This is a genomic window from Legionella nagasakiensis (genome assembly GCF_900639915.1).
Lineage (GTDB): Bacteria > Pseudomonadota > Gammaproteobacteria > Legionellales > Legionellaceae > Legionella_A > Legionella_A nagasakiensis.
The window spans coordinates 287,425-305,765 of sequence record NZ_CAAAID010000002.1; the positions used below are offsets into that span (position 1 = coordinate 287,425).

Genomic DNA, 18,341 nt, shown 5'->3' on the forward strand with positions numbered 1-18,341 from the left:
TTTCTCCTTGTCAGGAAAATTGCATATGAAACAAATTAATACTATAATTTCATATGAAATAGGGAGGGTTTATGAAAACATCCTTAAATAAGTTTCATGAAAAAGAGCTGGTACTGACCAAGGCCATTGTTAATCTGACTCATTTTTATGATTTAACTGGCAAGGATTTAAGTGATTTGATTGGCATCAGCCCGGCAGGTGCCACGCGGTTACATCAGGGTAAGAAATGTATTTCACCATACACCAAAGAAGGAGAAATGGCTTTACTCTTATTAAGAATTTATCGCAGTTTAAATTCACTTGTAGGAAATAATCATGATAAAGCGAAACAATGGTTAAACAGTCAAAATGATTATTTTGGCAGGAAACCTATTGATCAAATGAAAACGATCTCCGGGTTGGTAGACGTCGTTTATTATCTGGATGCCATGCGTGGGAAATTATGAGTCTATGGGAAGACTGTGAAGGCCGGCAATATATAAAAACCATTCGTGCCGAACCATGGCGAGTGGTTGAGGCACAACACTTATTGAGTTCTCGGGATTTGGTTGATACTCGTGAGGAACATGATCTTTTAGAAGAATTATTAGAAGAATCCAAACCCGACATTAAAAAAGACAAGCATTACTTGATTTTCACGCCTTTTCGTTATCCGCCCTTGAAATATGGTTCACGTTTTAGCCATGTCTTTGAACCCTCACTTTGGTACGGCTCTCTGGAATTAGAAACTGCGTTTGCCGAAGTGGCTTATTATCGACTGCAGTTTTTAAACAGCACAGCAGGTGATTTAGGCTACATTGAAATCCCAATGACGGCTTTTAAAGCATGTTTGCATACCAAGAAAGGCATTGATTTGACGCTTAAGCCGTTTATGGACTATCAAGAAAACATTTCCAACAAAAAAACTTACGAGGTTAGCCAGCCGTTAGGAGCTGCCATGCGCCAGGAAGGCATTGAAGCGTTTATTTTTTATTCGGCAAGAACTAAGGCAAGCGCAAAAAATATTGCCGCCTATACACCGGATGTGTTCCAAAAGAAAAATAACCATTATGTGAATAATCAACAGACCTGGGTTTGTCTTGCCAGCAAACATGTGATTGAATTTACCCGCCTTGATGTGTTCGGAAAAGAGTGTTTGTCTTTTCCGGAACATTTTTTCTGGTAAAGGCGTTATTTTCTTATCTTAAGATTTTAAGACCCGTTCACTGGTGGCACTTGGGACAGAAGGTTCGTCGCGGCCCAGAAGTAAACGTATCGTAGCGTCAGAAGTCAGAGAAAATCCGTCTTTTTTCATTTCATTATAGAGTTTTTGCACGTCTGCGCTTCTGCCGCTGCCAAAGAGACCAAATTTCTTATTTTGCAGCCAGGCGCTGTCAGCTCTATCGTCTGCTATTTTATGCATGTGCTTTGCGGTGGCTTCAAATTTTTCTTTCTCCGTATGACTATCATCATTCTTTATTTTTTCCATAAATTTAATCATGCTCTTGATGCCATCGCTGTTTGTTTTTGGAAATCTTGCTTTAAATTGGTCACAAAAATCCGCAAAACTTGTTATCTCTGCATGAGCTTCTTCAGTAGGTCCGTCTCTCATCGTTCGCAAGGCTGCTCTGGCAGTACTGGCAGTATCTCTGATTAAAGGGGAAGGGAGTGTTTCTCTTTGTCGTAGTTCAGCCAATTGGGCACGCAGTGTTTCTATTTCTGCTCTTGCTTCGCTTAATGTTGTTTCTTTACCCCTGAGTTCTACCCTAAGCCCACGGCTTTCTTCTTGTGCCATGGATGCTGTTTCTCTTGCAACACGCAATTCTTCATCACGGGCAGCTAATTGGCGCTCTAATTCCTCAACACGCGTTTGCAGCGGTGCAATTTGCTCGCGTAAAGTACCATTTTCAGAAGCTAAACGCTCAGAACGTTGCGTTAATTCACGATGTGTTTCCCGCAATAAAATCAGAGCTGCATTAGCTTCCTCGAACTGACGCGTGGCTTCTGCAGTGGCTTCTTTTTGACCGCGCAATTGTACCCCTAACTCCTCATGAGTTTCGGTTAATGCATCAAATCGCTGTTGTAATTGTTGTTGAGCACGTTCTTGTTGTCTAAGTGTATCGCGTAAACGCGCCAACTCAGTTGCACGTTCTTCGAGAGTATGGCTTTTTGTAGCTAATTGCTCTGTCAAAGAGTCTCTATTTTCTTCCGAACGTTGCAATTGAGTACGCAACTCTTTTAGTTGGGCAGTGTGTTCTTCTACCAATTGTCTTTGGGTTGCTGTATTTTTCCGGTCGATTGTTTCAAGTTCTGCAGCATGGCTTACGGTTAATTCTTCGATTTTTCCTCTCAAGCGAGCGGATTCCTCGCTTGCTGTACCTAAAGAAGAACGAATACCGATTAGGTCCTTTTGCGCACGGCTCAAAGCTTCCCGTTCACTGCGCAACGTGCTGGTGGTTTCGGCAAGTTGTTCTTTAAGCTCTTTTTTTTCTGCTTCCAGCGCTAGCACTGTTTCGATGGTGGCCAATGTGGTGTTGAGTGATTTTTTCTCGCTCGCCAACGCGGTTGCTTCTTGTGATAGAGCTTGATGGGTGGCTTGTAAGTCGACCAGCTCAGCGTTAACTGCTATAAGTTTTTCTTGTAATAAGCCTATTGCTGCTTTTTGTTCGCTTAAGGCTCTTGTGAGTGTGTCATTGGTCGAGCCTACGGTGGTCAGTGTTGCTTCTGCTGTTGCGCAGCGCTCTTTCAATTCACGAAGCAAAGTTTCCAATCGTGCCACTTCTTCTCTTTTCGCAGCAGCGCGTTGTTCAACAGAGCGTAATTGCGATTGTACTCTGCCATGATCATAAGCTGTTGTCAGGGCATTGCTTATTCTTGCATGTTCTCTTGCAAGAGCCGTTCTATCAGCATCTGGCGTTCTTAAGCGGGTTTGTAAAGCACTGGTGGCTTTTTTTAAATCATCCATCGATTTTTTAGCGGGACTTAGTGTTTTCAGGTCTATCTTCATCAGTTCCTGATGGAGGCTTTGGGTATCCTCAGGTTCAGTTGTTAGTTTTGGAGTGACTTCATCGAGTTTTTCCTGGATAGCTTCTTTTTGTGCAGCAATCGCTGTTTCAACTTTGCTTATTTTTGCCGCCTGAATATCCGCGATGGAAACTGATTCTAGTTCACTGCGATGTTCCCTGATTTTACCATCGATGTATCTTCCAAGCTCGCTCTCCGGACCAAAAGCGGCTGTAAAAGCGGGCAACACATCATGTTCTTTTGCGATTTCAAAAGCGGCTTTTTGCAAATTCAGTGCCGCGATGTATTTATCGGTGCCGCCAAGTTGTCCTAAAACGGCGGCGTCAGCGAGTGCTTGGTAGGTTTGAATTTTCTGCTCTGCGGTAAACGTTTCGCTGACCGGCATGGTGCTTTTTAAAACGAGCCATAATAGATTTTTATCTCCCCGAAGTTCATCATCGCCGCTATACAGTCTATCCAGTGCTGCTGTATTAAATCGCGCTGGATCAAGTTGCAGTTCCGTTTCTCTTACAGCAGCTGCGTGTAGCAACGGTTGGCTATCTAGATCTAAACCAAACGCTTTACATATGGCTTTATATTTGATGGCTGAAGGATCTCTTGGATCCATTTTAACGGCCAGTTTTTCACTGGCGTCCAAATAAAAAATATCTGGATAGACTCGAGTTAATACTGTTTTTAAATAAGGGGGAAGATATTTTCCTTCTGGGTGGGCGGTATTATTTTGCAGAGGACTATTTAAATTAATTTCTAAAATTTTTCGTAACATAAATGCTTGAGCTGCGCGAGGGGCTTCTTTCATTTGAGCTTCAGCGATTGCAATACTGTCTTTATTGCCCATCTCTAAATTAAAACTATCTCCTATTCTCTTTGCCCGATGAAGTGCGCTTTCGGCACTTGAGCGTGAACTATCGGAAGCAATAGAGCTGTCTGATACGCTACTGCGTGGAGACTCCCGGCCATCACTGATGGCTGTGCTCTCAACAGCTTTGGCTTTGGCGACGATGTCGTCCAATCCTTTAGTAATGGTTGTCCATTGCAAAGGATATCTTGCAACATGTTGTGGAGCGCGAATGGTAAAAGAACCTAGGAATTCCCCGGGTTTTATTGCATTTGCTCTTTCAGTGGTTGTTCGTTTGAACGTTTCATTTTCTGCGGCAATGGTATCAATTGCTATCTGATTATGTGCTAATGTTTTGATTATCTCAGTGTATTAAGTAAATGCCTCTGTTTGAAAGATACCATCTATGTTTTGGATTACCTCTTCTGGGGTGGTATTTGCATCGGCAATTGGCCCATGAAAGCGTAGTCTTTGATAAGCTTCTAGTAAGTGGTCAATGTCGTTTAAATAAGTGGTAATGCTTGCACGCTGAGCAGTGGTTAATTTTCTTAGATTACCCTCTTCACGATAAGGACTTAAAATGGTTCTAAGTTTTAACATATTTGCAATAAATTCATTTTCATTGGCAAAGAGTTCTTCCAGGTTTTTAATGGTATCTCGTTCGCTTGATGCCAATTTACTTTGCGCTATTTCACTTTTTGATTCTGCTATAAGGCTTGAGAGTTCGTCATTATCCCCGAGCGAGAGTTGATGTTCTGATAAAGCAATAAGTTGTTGCAGCTCTTCTCGTGCTGTACCAATTAATCCTGCCCATCGGTTTTTTGCTATCATTAATTCTTGTTGGGTACGAGCGCTCGCTAGTTGCCTTTGAGCATCCTCAAACTGTCGCAGTTTTTCCTCTTCTGATGGACCTTCTGATAAGGTTTTAGGTAAGGATTCAGCTGGTAATTTGCTTTTAAATTGGTCTGCTAACACTTTCTTTCTTTGCATAAAGAGCATCAGTTTTGCATCAGCAGGAGAAATTTGTAATCCGATCCAGTTCTGTAGATTTTCTTTCTGTTCGTCCAGAAGTCTTTGAATTTCTGCGTCAGTTGGCATAACACACCTCATGGATGTTGTTTGTGCTTGATATAGTCAAATTATAGATTAAAAATTCATAATGATTAAAAAATGATTATATGTTCCGTTTCTTTCTTTGGGTGATGTATCTTTCATATTCATCTGCAAAGACAAAAACAGCTAAATTTTGGTATAATGTCCAATAGACTCTTAGCATGGTTGATATTTAATCATTGCGCTCTAGTTTCAGTGTAACGAAACAACATTAACGAATTGTTAAGACAAAAGATGCATGAGGATTTTTTCTTTGTACGGGACAATTTTGTATTCACTTGAATAATTGTCATCTCCACGCAGGCGAGATCCTTACTGGTGGTGGTATTGTGCCATATCAGGAATGGTTTCCTGCCTTCGCGGGAATGACAAATTCAATTTTTGTCCGGTATAAAGGGATTTTTTGCAAAAAAGTTGTAGCCTGGATAGCGCAAAGCGATATCCAGGACATCATCGGCCCATCAAAACCTGGTTACCACTTATGTGTTAACCAGACTACGATTTTTTGTCAGCTTGACAGCGGGTTTCGAAAATCCCTCCTAATCTCCCTTTAAAAAAAGAGGAACATTCAAGAGGTTGGTTTTACAACAACGCTTTTGTGAAAGGGGGTGAGAATGAAGGGCAATATTAAAGAGTCGTTGTAGTACAGAGGAAATATTTGTATTACCGTATTTTTTGCAAAAAAATACTGCGATATGAATTAGATGAATTGTTTGTTTAAAATATTTTTCTTAAGATAAGTGCTTTTCTAAACATAAACACGAATATTTTTATAAGGTTTTCATGTCTGATATGTATCAAGATTTTAGCAAACGTCGAACGTTTGCGATTATTTCTCACCCCGATGCCGGTAAAACCACGGTGACGGAAAAATTGCTATTGTTCGGTGGTGCAATTCAGCTTGCCGGTACGGTGAAAGGCCGAAAAGCCTCACGCCATGCAACGTCAGACTGGATGGAGATGGAAAAAGAGCGAGGGATTTCAATCACCACTTCTGTGATGCAATTTATCCATAATGACCACATTATGAACTTACTTGATACGCCAGGGCATGAGGATTTTTCTGAGGATACGTATCGCACATTGACTGCGGTAGATTCTGCCCTGATGGTGATTGATGTCGCCAAAGGCGTGGAAGAGCGCACCGTTAAATTGATGGAAGTATGCCGGTTACGCGACACACCCATCATGACGTTTATCAATAAGCTGGATAGGGAGGGACGAGAACCCATTGAGTTATTGGATGAAGTAGAAACGGTTTTAGGCATTCAATGTGCACCAATCACTTGGCCTGTGGGTATGGGTAAACGCTTTAAAGGCATCTATCATTTATATCAGGATACGGTATATTTATATCAACCCGGTAAAAATACGCAAAAGCAAGACGCTCTGGCAATAAAAAGCTTAAATAATCCCCAGTTGGATGAGTTATTGGGCGATAGTGCCCAGGAATTACGCGATGAAATTGAGTTGGTGCAAGGGGCTTCTCATGCATTTGACCTGAACGCTTATCTGGCAGGGAAAATGACTCCTGTCTATTTTGGCTCGGCCATTAATAATTTTGGTATCAAGGAATTATTGGATGATTACGCCCAATACGCTCCGGGACCGATGCCAAGAGCGGCACAAGAGCGGGTTGTTGCACCGCAAGAGCCGGCTTTTTCAGGATTTGTATTCAAAATACAGGCGAATATGGATCCCAAGCATCGCGACCGTATCGCTTTCATGCGTATTTGCTCAGGCACTTATAAAAAAGGTATGAAACTAACTCATCTGCGTCTGGAGAAAGAAGTACAGATTGCCAATGCCTTGACGTTTATGGCGGGCGATCGCAGCCATACGGAGATAGCGTTGGCTGGTGACATTATTGGCCTGCATAATCATGGCACGATCCGTATTGGAGACACTTTTACCCAGGGAGAAACCTTAAAGTTTACTGGTATTCCGAATTTTGCACCGGAATTGTTCCGTCTGGTTCGTCTGGTGGATCCCTTGAAAAGCAAGGCTTTAATAAAAGGATTGATTGAGTTATCAGAAGAAGGGGCAACTCAGGTTTTTCGGCCATTGAACAGTAATCATTTAATTCTTGGTGCGGTGGGCATATTACAATTTGATGTGGTTGCTCATCGACTGAAACATGAATATAAGGTTGATTGTGTTTACGAAGCAGTCAATATTTCTTGTGCTCGCTGGGTTTATTCTGAGGACGAAAAAGCAATGGCAGAATTCCGTACGAAGGCCTTTGATTACTTGGCGTTAGACGGCAGTGATACATTGACTTATTTGGCACCCACTCGAGTCAATCTCTCCATGGCTGAAGAGCGTTATTCTAAAGTACAGTTTTCTGCAACACGGGAACATTAAGAATCTGTCTTCACAGTCTACTATGCTGGCTGAAATGCGCCGATTTTCTGCGGTCCGTTGCTCACATACTTCTATGTATGCTGCGCTACGGTCCTCTAAAACCAGCACATTTCATCTCAGCCTAGCGACTGTGAAGACAGGTTCTAATTTTTTTTATACTCATTCAAGATAATTAGACGGTGGAGCATCTGGCAACGATGTTTTTCTCACCTTGATTGGTTAACTCAACTTTTGCTCCTGAAGTAGCAGAGATCGTGAACTTGTCACCATTTCTGACTGCAATGCTTACTGTTTGCCCGGCTGATAAATGAATATCATTGACGGAACCGGTCTTACTTAATGCCTTGATGAGAATGGTGCTTTCAGGCATGTCTGTGATGATGGTGCAGCTGGCTTTGACGGTCCAGAAAAAAACATTGCTGAATATTTGTGGGTCATTAGAAGGTAAGTCATAATCCACTGAAACGCCTTGAACAAGAGGATGGATGGTGGTTGCAAGGGATGTTTTAGCCATAAACAAAACAGCCATACAAAGCATCATCGTACCAATTTTACGAATCATATCTTTCTCCTTAATGATCATATAACGTCCTAAGATACCGCCCAATTGCATCTATGGCAAATAAAAAAACATTATATAATGTAATACTTGTGTCATTCCTGCAGGCGGGAATCTATCTTTCTAAGATAGAACAACCCTTTCTGTGAAATTAGGTTCTCGCCTGCAGGAATGACGCAAATATGATTGAATTGGGTATTATAACAATCTATTGTCTATCCCTATGGTATAATTTTGCTGAGTATTATAGTTCTTCAATGGATTTGGTAATAGACTCGATCATGTCCTTGGCATCACCAAATAACATGTAAGTGTTGTCGCGATGAAATAAATCATTTTCAACACCAGCATAGCCTGGTGCAAGACTGCGTTTAACAAACAAGACTGTTTTGGCCTGTTCAACATCCAGCACGGGCATGCCATAAATAGGGGAGCTTGGGTTGGTTTTGGCGGCGGGGTTGGTGATGTCATTGGCACCCACCACCAGAGCAATATCAGCGGTGGTAAAATCACGGTTAATCTCGCTTTGTTCAAAAACCCGATCGTAAGGGATATCGGCTTCAGCTAATAACACATTCATATGTCCAGGCATGCGGCCAGCCACAGGATGAATGGCAAAGCGCACTTTGATAGCACGCTCTTCCAGTGCTTCAACCAAGTCTTTAACAGCGTGTTGTGCCCGGGCAACGGCCATCCCGTATCCAGGAACAATAATCACATCTTTCGCTTGATTTAAGAGAAAAGCCGCATCTTCACCATTGGCTTGATGGATTTGTAAGGCTTCTCCATCACTGGTTTGCGTGGCATTGTTATGGCTTTGCAATCCGCCAAAAATAACGTTAATGATGGAGCGATTCATGCCAACGCACATGATATAACTTAAAATAGCCCCACTCGCGCCGACCAGCGCCCCGGTAATCACGAGCAAATGATTGCTCAAGGTAAAGCCAATGCCGGCTGCAGCCCAGCCTGAGTAGGAGTTCAACATGGAAATCACAACCGGCATGTCCGCTCCGCCAATGGGTACAATTAATAGCACGCCAATAAAAAAGGACAGCAGTGCAAGTACCACAAAAAAATGCAAGGATTGGGTCATTATGAAAAGAACCAATACAGCCAGTATGATCAAGGCAATGAGTAAATTCACCAGTGCCTGTCCACTGAAACGTAAAGGTTTACCTGACAATAGTCCCTGCAGTTTCAAGAAAGCAATAACGGAGCCTGAAAACGTAATCGCTCCAATGACTAAACCAAGACTCATTTCGATGAGGCTAGTAGGGGCTATTGCGCCTGGTACACCAATGCCAAATGAATTCGGCGTTAAAAAAGCACAAAATGCAACCAATACCGCGGCCATACCAACCAATGAATGAAAACCGGCCACCAGTTGCGGGATGGCGGTCATATTGATTTTTAACGCAATGAAGGTACCAACGCTACCGCCAGCGAGGATTAGGACCAGCAACAGGAGATGATGATGGATAAAAGGCATCATCATGGTTGAACCAACGGCAATGGCCATGCCAAAAATACCTAACCAGTTGCCTCTTCTGGCTGTGGCAGGGCTGGCTAATCCTTTAAGTGCCAATATAAAGCAGATGGCAGCGAGTAAATAAAGAAATGAAATAAGCGTTGTCATGATAGCGGCACCTGTCTTGCTGTTATTTTTTGTACATGCGTAACATACGATGAGTGACGACAAAGCCACCGAAAATGTTGATGGCCGTTATAAAAATCGCAATACTGCCGAGAATCGTTAGATGACCAAGCATATGACTGCCGGTGGCGATTAAGGCACCAAGAATGATGATGCTGGATATGGCGTTGGTGACTGACATCAATGGCGTGTGCAGCGCAGGCGTTACTTTCCAGACCACGTAATAACCAACAAAACAGGCCAGTACGAAAATGGTGACAATCGCAATATAGGGATTGGCAAGTGTATTAATAGAAGTCATGTTAATGCTCCTTAACGAAGTGAAAAGGAAGGTATTGGCCATCATGACATAACAAGCCTTGGCGAATAATTTCATCCTCTTCATTAAAGGAAAGCGTGGCATCGGATACAGGAAAAGTCTGTATCAAATGCACCAAATTGTTTGCGTATAATTCACTGGCCGTGGCAGGTATGAGGCTTGCCATATTGCTGTAGCCGACGATGGTTATGTTCGCATGACGGATGATTGCATCGCGCTCACTAAGCTCACAGTTGCCTCCGCGCGATGTTGCCAAATCCACAATAACGGAACCTGGTTTCATATGTTCTACCGTTTCTGTTTTCAGTAAGACAGGTGCCTTTTTACCGGGGATAAGTGCGGTACAAATGGTGATGTCGGCAAGGCGTGCATATTGATCGATGAGTTCTGCTTGCAGACGCCGATATTCATCACTGATTTCGCCAGCGTAACCCGAAGATGTTTCAGCGTCCTGCTCCTGACTGACCTCGATGAATTCAGCGCCCAGACTTTCAACTTGTTCTTTTGCGGCTGTCCGTACATCAAATGCATAGACAACAGCACCCAGACGTTTTGCGGTTGCAATGGCTTGAAGACCGGCAACGCCTGCGCCCAAGACTAACACTTTAGCCGGTTGAATCATGCCGGCCGCCGTCATCATCATAGGTAAAGCTCGATTAAAATGGGCGGCGCCTTCCAGTACGGCGCGATATCCGGCCAAATTGGCTTGTGATGAAAGACTATCCATGCTTTGAGCACGGCTAATGCGGGGAATATGATTCATAGAAAACACATGGATGCGATGTTTCAAACACCAGGCGATCAGGGGGCTTTGCGTATCGCCGTCAATGGGTGCTATCAATAATGACTCGGACGTTAAGCCTTTTAATTCTTGTAGCGAAGGCTCATTCACGCATAAAAGAATGGCGGCATGTTGCAAAAGGGTTTTTTTATCATGAATAATTTCCGCACCGGCGGCTTCATACTCTTGGTTGCTGAAACCGGATGCTTTGCCAGCGTTTTGTTCACAAAGAACTTCAAAACCAAGCTTAATATAACGTTTTACAGCCGCTGGTGTTATGGCAACGCGAGTTTCATTGCCGCCTTCATGCATTGCTGCAATAATCATGGCTAAGGTCCTTTTTACCATTGTTCATATATCCTATTGTAATCAAGTGATTTTTACTAGGGTTTGTTGACATTTCATTTCACGGCTGCAAATGGCGCCAATCATCCACTTTTTCGCTTCATAAAATGAAATATCAACAGACCACCCTAGAGGTCTGAGCGTTCTATTCCCTTTATCCAAAGAGAAGTTAGGAAGACCTAGTGCGGCATTTGAGCTTGAGTGACATTTGCTGTAAAGTTTTTCTCTAGCGATTCGTCCAACCTGAATGAATATGGAAATCCTCTGTTTCTTTGCAGGGATAGCATTTTTTTATACAAAACATGGCTTCCTGCTTTTTTTTTTATTGGCTGTTTTCTATTTCAGGCCCCGCCTGATCTTGGTTGGCTGGTTTCTTGTTGCTTTAGGGTGGGGCGTTGTCCATCAGTGGTGGGTGGTTGACTATGGCATGCCAGATGAGAAGGTGATCAAAAAGGCATTATTACAAGGTTATATTGCTTCAATTCCAACGCATACTAAGACAAAAACACAGTTTCAATTTTATGCTGATCATTTCAATAGTAAGCCAGTCAAGGCCAGGTTGCTGTTAACGTGTTATGATCATTGCCCTGAGTTACATGTGGGACAATATTGGCAGTTAACTGCCAAACTGAAAAGACCACAAAACATTGGCAATCCAGGCGCGTTTGATTATTTAGGTTGGTTAAGTACGCGCCATATTGCCTGGACAGGCTATACACAACGTGGCTCTTTTCAGCCATTAGCAACAAGATCGAATGCTTTTCCTTTGCTGGCATTGCGCGAACGCTTGGCAGCGATACTTGAGCGAGTGGGTTTGGATGAGAAACCTCTTGGCGTATTACAAGCATTGACCATAGGAGTGACCACTCATATTGATAAAGATGAATGGGATTTGTTTCGGCGAACGGGCACTGTTCATCTGATGGTTATCTCCGGAGCGCATATCGGACTTGTTGCGGGCATGATGTATGGATTGACGAAATGGCTTTGGAGTCGCTGCAGTTGGCTTTGTGTTTGTTTCGCTGCACAAAAAGCAGCAAGCCTCGTGGCGCTGTTGATGGCGTTTGCTTATGCTTTATTGGCAGGATGGGGTGTGCCTGCTCAGCGTGCGTGGATTGTTTGTTTTTTCATGCTGTTACGGTATTTTTGCAACCAGCGTTTCAGCGCATGGCAGGCATGGCGATATTCACTGTTTACTGTATTGATTTGTGAACCTCATTCCGTATTAATGCCTGGGTTTTATTTGTCCTTTTTGGCAGTGGCGATTTTATTGCTTGTAAATCAACGCTTAAGCTGTACCGGTCTTAAAAAAATGGTTGTAATGCAGGCGGCGTGTTTGTTTGGATTAATGCCATTGACGCTCTTTTGGTTTTCTTATGGAGCAGTGAATGGCCTTATTGCCAATTTACTGGCTGTCCCCTGGGTTAGTTTTGTGATTATTCCTCTCTCGTTAATAACGCTTTTATTAGGGAAATGGCTGGTTTTTTCCGGGTTGATCCTCTGTCTTAAAATGGCAATAAGCGGTCTATTGTATTTTTTGCAGTGGATTGATTCTTTTGCGACGGTTAATTTGAATTTTCCTTTTACTCAGATTTATTCACCATTAGCATTGATGGCAGCAATGGTTCTTTTATTCTGTTTCCCATTGAGTCGTTTATTACCGGCCATACTGACATTAGTCATCACTGGACTATTTCCCGTTTATGAAAAAGTAAATGCAGGGGAAGCTCAGATTGATGTTTTGGATGTAGGGCAGGGTTTGGCCGTGTTAGTTCGGACTGCCAGTCACGTATTACTTTATGATACTGGCGTTAAATTTTATCAGGGAACTGATATGGGCAAACTGGCCATCATCCCTTATCTGGATACCCTAGGGATTCAACGTTTGGATAAAATCGTCATCAGTCATCCTGATCTTGATCATCGCGGCGGTTTACCTTCCCTGGAAGAAAAATACAACGTAGACGAATTGATTGTGGATAATCCTGCTTATTACGGACGCGGTAGCGCCTGTCATGAGTATCCTGATTGGAATTGGGATGGAGTTTCTTTCCGATTTTTTGCAATTAAAAATAATTTAAAAGGGAAAAATAACCATTCATGTGTTTTACAACTATATTCCCAAGGAGGCCAGATTTTATTAACTGGAGACATTGAAACATTGGCTGAACGCTATTTAATGCAAACTTATGGGCAGGAATTGGCTTCGACGGTGCTTTTAATTCCTCACCATGGCAGTAAAACGTCTTCTTCCCCGTCGTTTATAAAGCAAGTTGCTCCTCGTTATGCCATTGCTTCCTATGGATTTGATAATCGTTACCATTTTCCGCATGTGCAGGCGATGGCTGTGTATGAGAGGCAACGAGTTGCTGTTTTTAACACGGTGGAATGTGGGATGACCAGTGTAACGCTTGGGAAAAAGACTGTATCTCCGCCCTCTTGTTTTAATTCATAGTATTTTACTTGCAAAACAAGTTTCTGCTAGAATTGTCTCTCTACGAGAGCTTTATAGGTGTTGCCGTGAGAAAAATTGTCGTCGTTTGAAAAAGCATAATCATTGACAGACTCTTTAATACGTTAAGGAGCCCTTGGTTTTTGCTTGAATTTTATACGACGAGGTTTTTATGTCACAGCTTATTCTGCCATCTGTATGGCTTATTTTATTGATTGTGGGATTGCCGCAATTATCTGAAACAATATATACACCTGCTTTGCCTGCGATTGCTCATGCGTTGCAGGTCTCCGAACCAAGCGTTGAGTACACGCTGACCATTTATTTGTTTGGTTTTGCTATTGGCACTCTTTTTTGGGGGAAACTCTCTGATCACTATGGCCGCAAGCCATGCATTATTGCGGGTCTTCTGGTCTTTATTTTGGGATGCATTGGCTGTTATGAAACTCATTCTATTGAATGGTTGCTGGCCAGCCGGTTGATTCAAGCTTTTGGCGGCAGCATTGGTTCTGTATTAGGACAGGCCGTTTGTCGAGATGCTTTTCATGGCTCTGCGTTGGGGAAAGTTTATGCAACCGTGGGCAGTGCTTTGGCTGTATTTCCAGCCATTGGTCCGGTGATTGGTGGGGTGATTGCAGAGCATTTTGGTTGGCCTGTTATTTTTTTATTTTTAATTCTCGTTGGTGTACTATTGTGTGGGCTGGTGGCATGGCGTTTGCCAGAAACACATCTTACGAACCATCGACAACCTGTTTCTTTGGGGAATGTGGTTTTAAATTTGCTGAAAAATAAAAAAGTGATTGGCTTTGGCATCATCGTTGCAGGATGCAATGGCATCAATTTCAGCTACTTTGCCGAGGGTTCATTTTTTCTGATTAAACTTCTGGGAATCTCGCCCAGCCAATATGGCTTAAGTTTTATTGCCATTGCAGCTAGCACGATTGCTGGTGGCATGATGGCTAAAAGATTGCATGATCGTTATGAAGCACGCAGGATTATTAGTTATGGTCTTGCCATCATGCTTCTGGGAAGTGCTTTATTCACATTATTTATCATTGCTTCGCAAGTGATCCATGTACCTGTTGCCTGGTTAGTTGCCGTGACGATTGGTGCACAAATGATTATGATGTTTGGCAGTTGCATGGCGGTAAGTAATGCTTTAGCCCTGGCGTTAGTCGACTATAAATGGTGCATTGGCACGGCATCCAGCTTGTTTGGCTTTTTTTATTATTGCATTATCTCGTTATTAACGTTCGGAATGGCTCTGTTGCATAATGGAACGCTTTTGCCTATGCCGTTGTATTTTTTAGGGATTAGCGTATTTATGGTGCTCGTGCGAAAAAGTTTGCTCTGACACCATCACTAACTTTACAAGCCAAAAGAAGATGCACTTTTGCCTATCAGATATAAATAGGCAAAAGTGAAAAAGGTCTTATTTTTGTCAGCTTTTTCTGTTTAAAATTAGTTTCCCAATCCGTGAGAGTAGTCAGCAATAAAATTAAGTTGAACATTATCACCTTTTTTGATGGATTGGGTGGCGGCATGATCTTCAGGGTGCACCATGCATCTGACTTCTTTACCATCCTGCGTTTTAAGGGTAATCCACTTATCTTTCTCTTCGATGTCGGCAGCAAATGCAAGGGAGCTAAGGCTAAGTGTCAACAGTATTGGTACCAGTAATCTAATCTTCATGGATTTCTCCTAAATTGAAATTTACACACCAATTTTCTCTTAAAGTATAGTTTATAATCAAATTTGTGGATTTTTAAGACAGCTTGCTAATGGTTAGCAATGAAGAGCCATGACATTTCATTGTTTACATAGTGTGTCATTATCATAGAAGGTGATGTTTGCTGGCTTTTTATAATCGATACGCATCGCGTATTCATCTAATAACGAGGTGCCAATAATCATTTGCGGCATAGTGCCCACTGTTTTATGTCGATGATGGTTACGTGCAGCGGTAGGGTGATTTGGTACCAGCCCTGCCATGAAAACCAGGCGGACGTATCCTTCACCACATCCGGCTTGGTTGATGTAAGTGGTTGGCGGGAGTGATAGATAATAGACATCCTTGTTTTTTTCATCGAACTTCTGGAAACCGATTTGTATGGTTGGAAACGCGCTAAAATCAATGTCTTTTTGCAGAATGCAGTAATTTTCATGCCAGAATTTTGCATCTAATGTTTTATTTTTCTTACCAGCATGAGCGTAAATGTAAGCAAACAGGGGTTTGTATAAGTTCTCGGTCAGTATGATGAAACCGCCTGTACCTGTGTCAAGAATCGCGCTACTATAGGTGTTGCTGGGCGTTGCAATAGGTTTTTTATCTTGAGTAAAAAAACCGGCGGTATTGATTTCATAAAACTGACTGGGAAGAAGTTTGCTGTGCAAAGAAGATTCGGGTAGTTTCATCGGCCCTAGATGATAGTAGCTTTTTCCCTTATCAGCGCATAAGACAAAAGTCAGTTCTGAATATTTGTTGAAATTTTCAGTCAATTTTACGAGAAAAGGGGTAAACTGTGCTTTCTGCAAATCATGATGAATCATGCCAATAATGCTGGACGGTTGGTTACTGTCTTTTAGAACAAAGACTTTCATGGTTAGCGCATGGTTTTTACTGTCACTGTATTGTAATGGCGCGATGTAAACAGATGCAGTATCTTTTGCAGAACCATACTGTAAGGGAAAAGTTTCATGGGTGGCGTCAACCTCTATTTTTTGAGGATTAATTGCGCCTTTAGTCAATGCTTTTTTACAGCTGGGACAATAGGACTCATCCGCAATAAATACCATACTTGAACTTCCTGTATCTATAATTGCCTCTATTTCCTGTGGGTTTTTTGTACCAACCTTGAGCGTTGCTGTATAAATGCCATATTGTGGGTAATATTGCAAAGGGATGGTTATACCAGAATCATTGCTTGCAAAAACTGAAGATAGTAGGCTGAAGAATAAAAATGATACGTTGATGAAGCCAGGCTTCATGTGACCTCCCTGTGTTTCGTACTCGATGTTTTTAGATTGTATTCCTCTAAGAGCTTGTAATATATTTTTGCTGGATGACTTGAGATATTATACGGCAAAAAAATTTCCCATATTATGTCTTAAATATTTCCAGGTTGAAAGACGCCTTTATTAGTGTTTATTAAGTATAAAACACTTGAGTTAAAAATAGACTTTTGGGTATCATCTTCCAACATTGTGTTGGATCCTCCATTTTACTATTGATTGCCTGCCATTCTAAATCGCATGTGATATACAGACTCAATGCAATAATTGACAAAATAATAAACACAATGTACTATCTGTGCGAATTTTTGTGACGGGATAATGTATGGTGCGCATGTTTGTATTATTGATTTTGTTATTGTCTTTCATTGGCAACATGCAGGCTTACAGCCTTCAAAATCAGTCATGTCAGCAGCGTCACTGCGTTGCTGTCGTTGATGGTGGCAGTACAGGCGCGCGATTACATATCTATGCTTACGATTTAAACGACACCAATAACGCCATTAATATCAATGAAGTGTGGTCAAAGAAAATCAAGCCTGGTTTTGCAACCCTTGATATAAATCAAGACGTTATTAATAACTATTTAAATGCATTATTTGGTGATGCTCCTGAACAAAATCTTCCCGTGTATTTTTACGCTACAGCTGGCATGAGACTGCTTTCTGAACCTAAGCAAGCATTATATTATCAAAAATTACGTCATTGGTTTAGCAATAATCCTCAATGGCAATTAATGGAATCTAAAACGATCACAGGTAGTGAAGAGGGGTTGTTTGGCTGGTTGGCAGTCAACTATCAATTGGGTGCATTAACGGATAAAAGCAAACCATTGGCCGGTGTTATGGATATGGGAGGCGCGTCGGTCCAGGTAGCTTTTCCTATAGAAAATGTGGCAAATGTTGACAAAAGTAATATAGTAGACGTTGATGTATATGGACGCCATATGAAATTATTTATTCATAGTTTCTTAGGGCTAGGGCAAACCGTATTTTCTTATCAATTTCTTGATTCACCGAGTTGTTTTTCCAATGATTACCAATTGCCGAGCGGTTCTTCTGCAGAGGGTGATGCAACTTCTTGCCAGGCTGGCGTTTCTAAATTAATTAATCATGTTCATGATGTGAGTCAAGTGGTTAAACCTGCGATTACTGAAAATTCAATCGATGGTTGGTACGCTTTAGGTGGTCTGAATGCCTTGGTAGAAGACAAGCCATTTCATTTTGAAAACAATCAATTTACCAATCAAGGGCTTTTGGAGCAAGCTGATAATGAAGTTTGTCATAAACCATGGAAAGAATTGCTCAACGAATTTCCAGATAACGATTTTCTATACGGATATTGTTTATTCCCTTCTTACTATTATGCATTAATGGTTAACGGATATGGCATTCAACCTCAACAGCCAATAAATTACCTGTCAAGCGCAAAAAACTCTGACTGGACCTTAGGTGTGGTGTTGCATCAATCCTAGTCTCGAGTATATACTTCGCGTACTTGCCGTTGTAGCTCAGTCGGTAGAGCAATTGATTCGTAATCAATAGGTCGGGCGTTCGATTCGCCCCAACGGCACCAGTAGAATCAATAGGTTACAAAATTTTATGGCTCTTTCCCATTTAAGGGGGCAGCTATTAATCACCCGCAGAGCACCTTAACACGCACTCTATAATTTGGCTCTTTCCCATTTAAGGGGGCAGCTATTAATCACCCGCAGAGCACCTTAACACGCACTCTATAATTTTCAAAATTTCTAAACCCATAAGCTCTTCGCTGAATGAGTTTCATTTTGCGATGAAACCCTTCTGTGATTCCATTTGATTTACTAAACCGCCACATTCTGGCGACTTCATCTTTCCAAGCTCCCAGTGTCTTACCCAGTGAAGCTAAGGCTTTAAAAG

15 protein-coding genes and 1 tRNA gene are annotated in these 18,341 nt (G+C 42.0%); 7 read left to right on the top strand and 9 right to left on the bottom strand.

The features are described 5' to 3' along the window. Nucleotides 1-71: 71 nt before the first annotated feature. Together E1O52_RS02820 and E1O52_RS02825 are read left to right on the top strand one after the other, a co-directional pair. Nucleotides 72-446: an antitoxin Xre/MbcA/ParS toxin-binding domain-containing protein gene (locus tag E1O52_RS02820; protein ID WP_133127183.1), complete on the top strand. Its 375-nt coding sequence runs from the start codon at nucleotides 72-74 to the stop codon at nucleotides 444-446. Continuing rightward, on the top strand, nucleotides 443-1,165 hold the full coding sequence (locus E1O52_RS02825) for an RES family NAD+ phosphorylase (protein ID WP_133127184.1): 723 nt from the start codon (nucleotides 443-445) through the stop codon (nucleotides 1,163-1,165). Before E1O52_RS02820 ends, E1O52_RS02825 begins: the two co-directional genes overlap by 4 nt. A gap of 18 nt (nucleotides 1,166-1,183) precedes the next feature. Here E1O52_RS02825 and E1O52_RS02830 read toward each other — a convergent pair whose 3' ends face one another. Both E1O52_RS02830 and E1O52_RS02835 read right to left on the bottom strand, forming a co-directional pair. Beyond that, nucleotides 1,184-4,042, bottom strand: a complete 2,859-nt coding sequence (locus E1O52_RS02830) for a coiled-coil domain-containing protein (RefSeq protein WP_133127185.1) — start codon at nucleotides 4,040-4,042, stop codon at nucleotides 1,184-1,186. A 171-nt stretch (nucleotides 4,043-4,213) separates the two neighbouring features. Continuing rightward, entirely contained in the window at nucleotides 4,214-4,939 is a 726-nt protein-coding gene (locus E1O52_RS02835; protein ID WP_133127186.1) for a hypothetical protein, read from the bottom strand. Nucleotides 4,940-5,737: 798 nt separating this feature from the next. On the opposite strand from E1O52_RS02835, the gene E1O52_RS02840 reads away from it, so the two are divergent. Beyond that, nucleotides 5,738-7,318 (top strand): peptide chain release factor 3, encoded by a 1,581-nt coding sequence (locus tag E1O52_RS02840; RefSeq protein WP_133127187.1) that lies wholly within the window; start codon nucleotides 5,738-5,740, stop codon nucleotides 7,316-7,318. 172 nt (nucleotides 7,319-7,490) lie between these two features. Here the strand turns inward: E1O52_RS02840 and E1O52_RS02845 are convergent, their stop codons facing one another. The 4 genes from E1O52_RS02845 to E1O52_RS02860 all read right to left on the bottom strand — a co-directional run bounded on the left by E1O52_RS02845 (nucleotide 7,491) and on the right by E1O52_RS02860 (nucleotide 10,961). Next, nucleotides 7,491-7,880, bottom strand: a complete 390-nt coding sequence (locus E1O52_RS02845) for a hypothetical protein (RefSeq protein ID WP_133127188.1) — start codon at nucleotides 7,878-7,880, stop codon at nucleotides 7,491-7,493. Nucleotides 7,881-8,121: 241 nt separating this feature from the next. Further along, on the bottom strand, nucleotides 8,122-9,516 hold the full coding sequence (locus E1O52_RS02850) for an NAD(P)(+) transhydrogenase (Re/Si-specific) subunit beta (protein ID WP_133127189.1): 1,395 nt from the start codon (nucleotides 9,514-9,516) through the stop codon (nucleotides 8,122-8,124). A 22-nt stretch (nucleotides 9,517-9,538) separates the two neighbouring features. Then, nucleotides 9,539-9,835 carry a proton-translocating transhydrogenase family protein gene (locus tag E1O52_RS02855; RefSeq protein ID WP_133127190.1) on the bottom strand — a complete coding sequence of 99 codons (297 nt, stop codon included), beginning with the start codon at nucleotides 9,833-9,835 and terminating at the stop codon, nucleotides 9,539-9,541. A gap of 1 nt (nucleotide 9,836) precedes the next feature. Then, the gene (locus tag E1O52_RS02860) at nucleotides 9,837-10,961 is read right to left on the bottom strand and encodes a Re/Si-specific NAD(P)(+) transhydrogenase subunit alpha (RefSeq protein ID WP_133127219.1); all 1,125 of its coding nucleotides are present in this window, start codon (nucleotides 10,959-10,961) and stop codon (nucleotides 9,837-9,839) included. Between the two features lie 271 nt (nucleotides 10,962-11,232). On the opposite strand from E1O52_RS02860, the gene E1O52_RS02865 reads away from it, so the two are divergent. Then, nucleotides 11,233-13,434 carry a DNA internalization-related competence protein ComEC/Rec2 gene (locus E1O52_RS02865; protein WP_165474687.1) on the top strand — a complete coding sequence of 734 codons (2,202 nt, stop codon included), beginning with the start codon at nucleotides 11,233-11,235 and terminating at the stop codon, nucleotides 13,432-13,434. 169 nt (nucleotides 13,435-13,603) lie between these two features. Further along, entirely contained in the window at nucleotides 13,604-14,785 is a 1,182-nt protein-coding gene (locus E1O52_RS02870; RefSeq protein ID WP_133127192.1) for a multidrug effflux MFS transporter, read from the top strand. Between the two features lie 107 nt (nucleotides 14,786-14,892). Here E1O52_RS02870 and E1O52_RS02875 read toward each other — a convergent pair whose 3' ends face one another. Next, on the bottom strand, nucleotides 14,893-15,123 hold the full coding sequence (locus E1O52_RS02875; RefSeq protein WP_133127193.1) for a hypothetical protein: 231 nt from the start codon (nucleotides 15,121-15,123) through the stop codon (nucleotides 14,893-14,895). A gap of 117 nt (nucleotides 15,124-15,240) precedes the next feature. Next, complete coding sequence (locus tag E1O52_RS02880) at nucleotides 15,241-16,419, bottom strand: pepsin-like aspartic protease (RefSeq protein ID WP_133127194.1); 1,179 nt, start codon at nucleotides 16,417-16,419, stop codon at nucleotides 15,241-15,243. Between the two features lie 358 nt (nucleotides 16,420-16,777). Here E1O52_RS02880 and E1O52_RS02885 point away from each other — a divergent pair, with 358 nt between their 5' ends. Continuing rightward, nucleotides 16,778-17,917 carry a multidrug DMT transporter permease gene (locus E1O52_RS02885; protein WP_133127220.1) on the top strand — a complete coding sequence of 380 codons (1,140 nt, stop codon included), beginning with the start codon at nucleotides 16,778-16,780 and terminating at the stop codon, nucleotides 17,915-17,917. A gap of 25 nt (nucleotides 17,918-17,942) precedes the next feature. After that, nucleotides 17,943-18,018: transfer RNA gene (locus E1O52_RS02890), tRNA-Thr, on the top strand. A 129-nt stretch (nucleotides 18,019-18,147) separates the two neighbouring features. On the opposite strand, the gene E1O52_RS02895 is transcribed toward E1O52_RS02890, so the two are convergent. Then, the coding region (locus tag E1O52_RS02895; RefSeq protein ID WP_165474655.1) for a transposase at nucleotides 18,148-18,341 on the bottom strand (194 nt) is incomplete at its 5' end.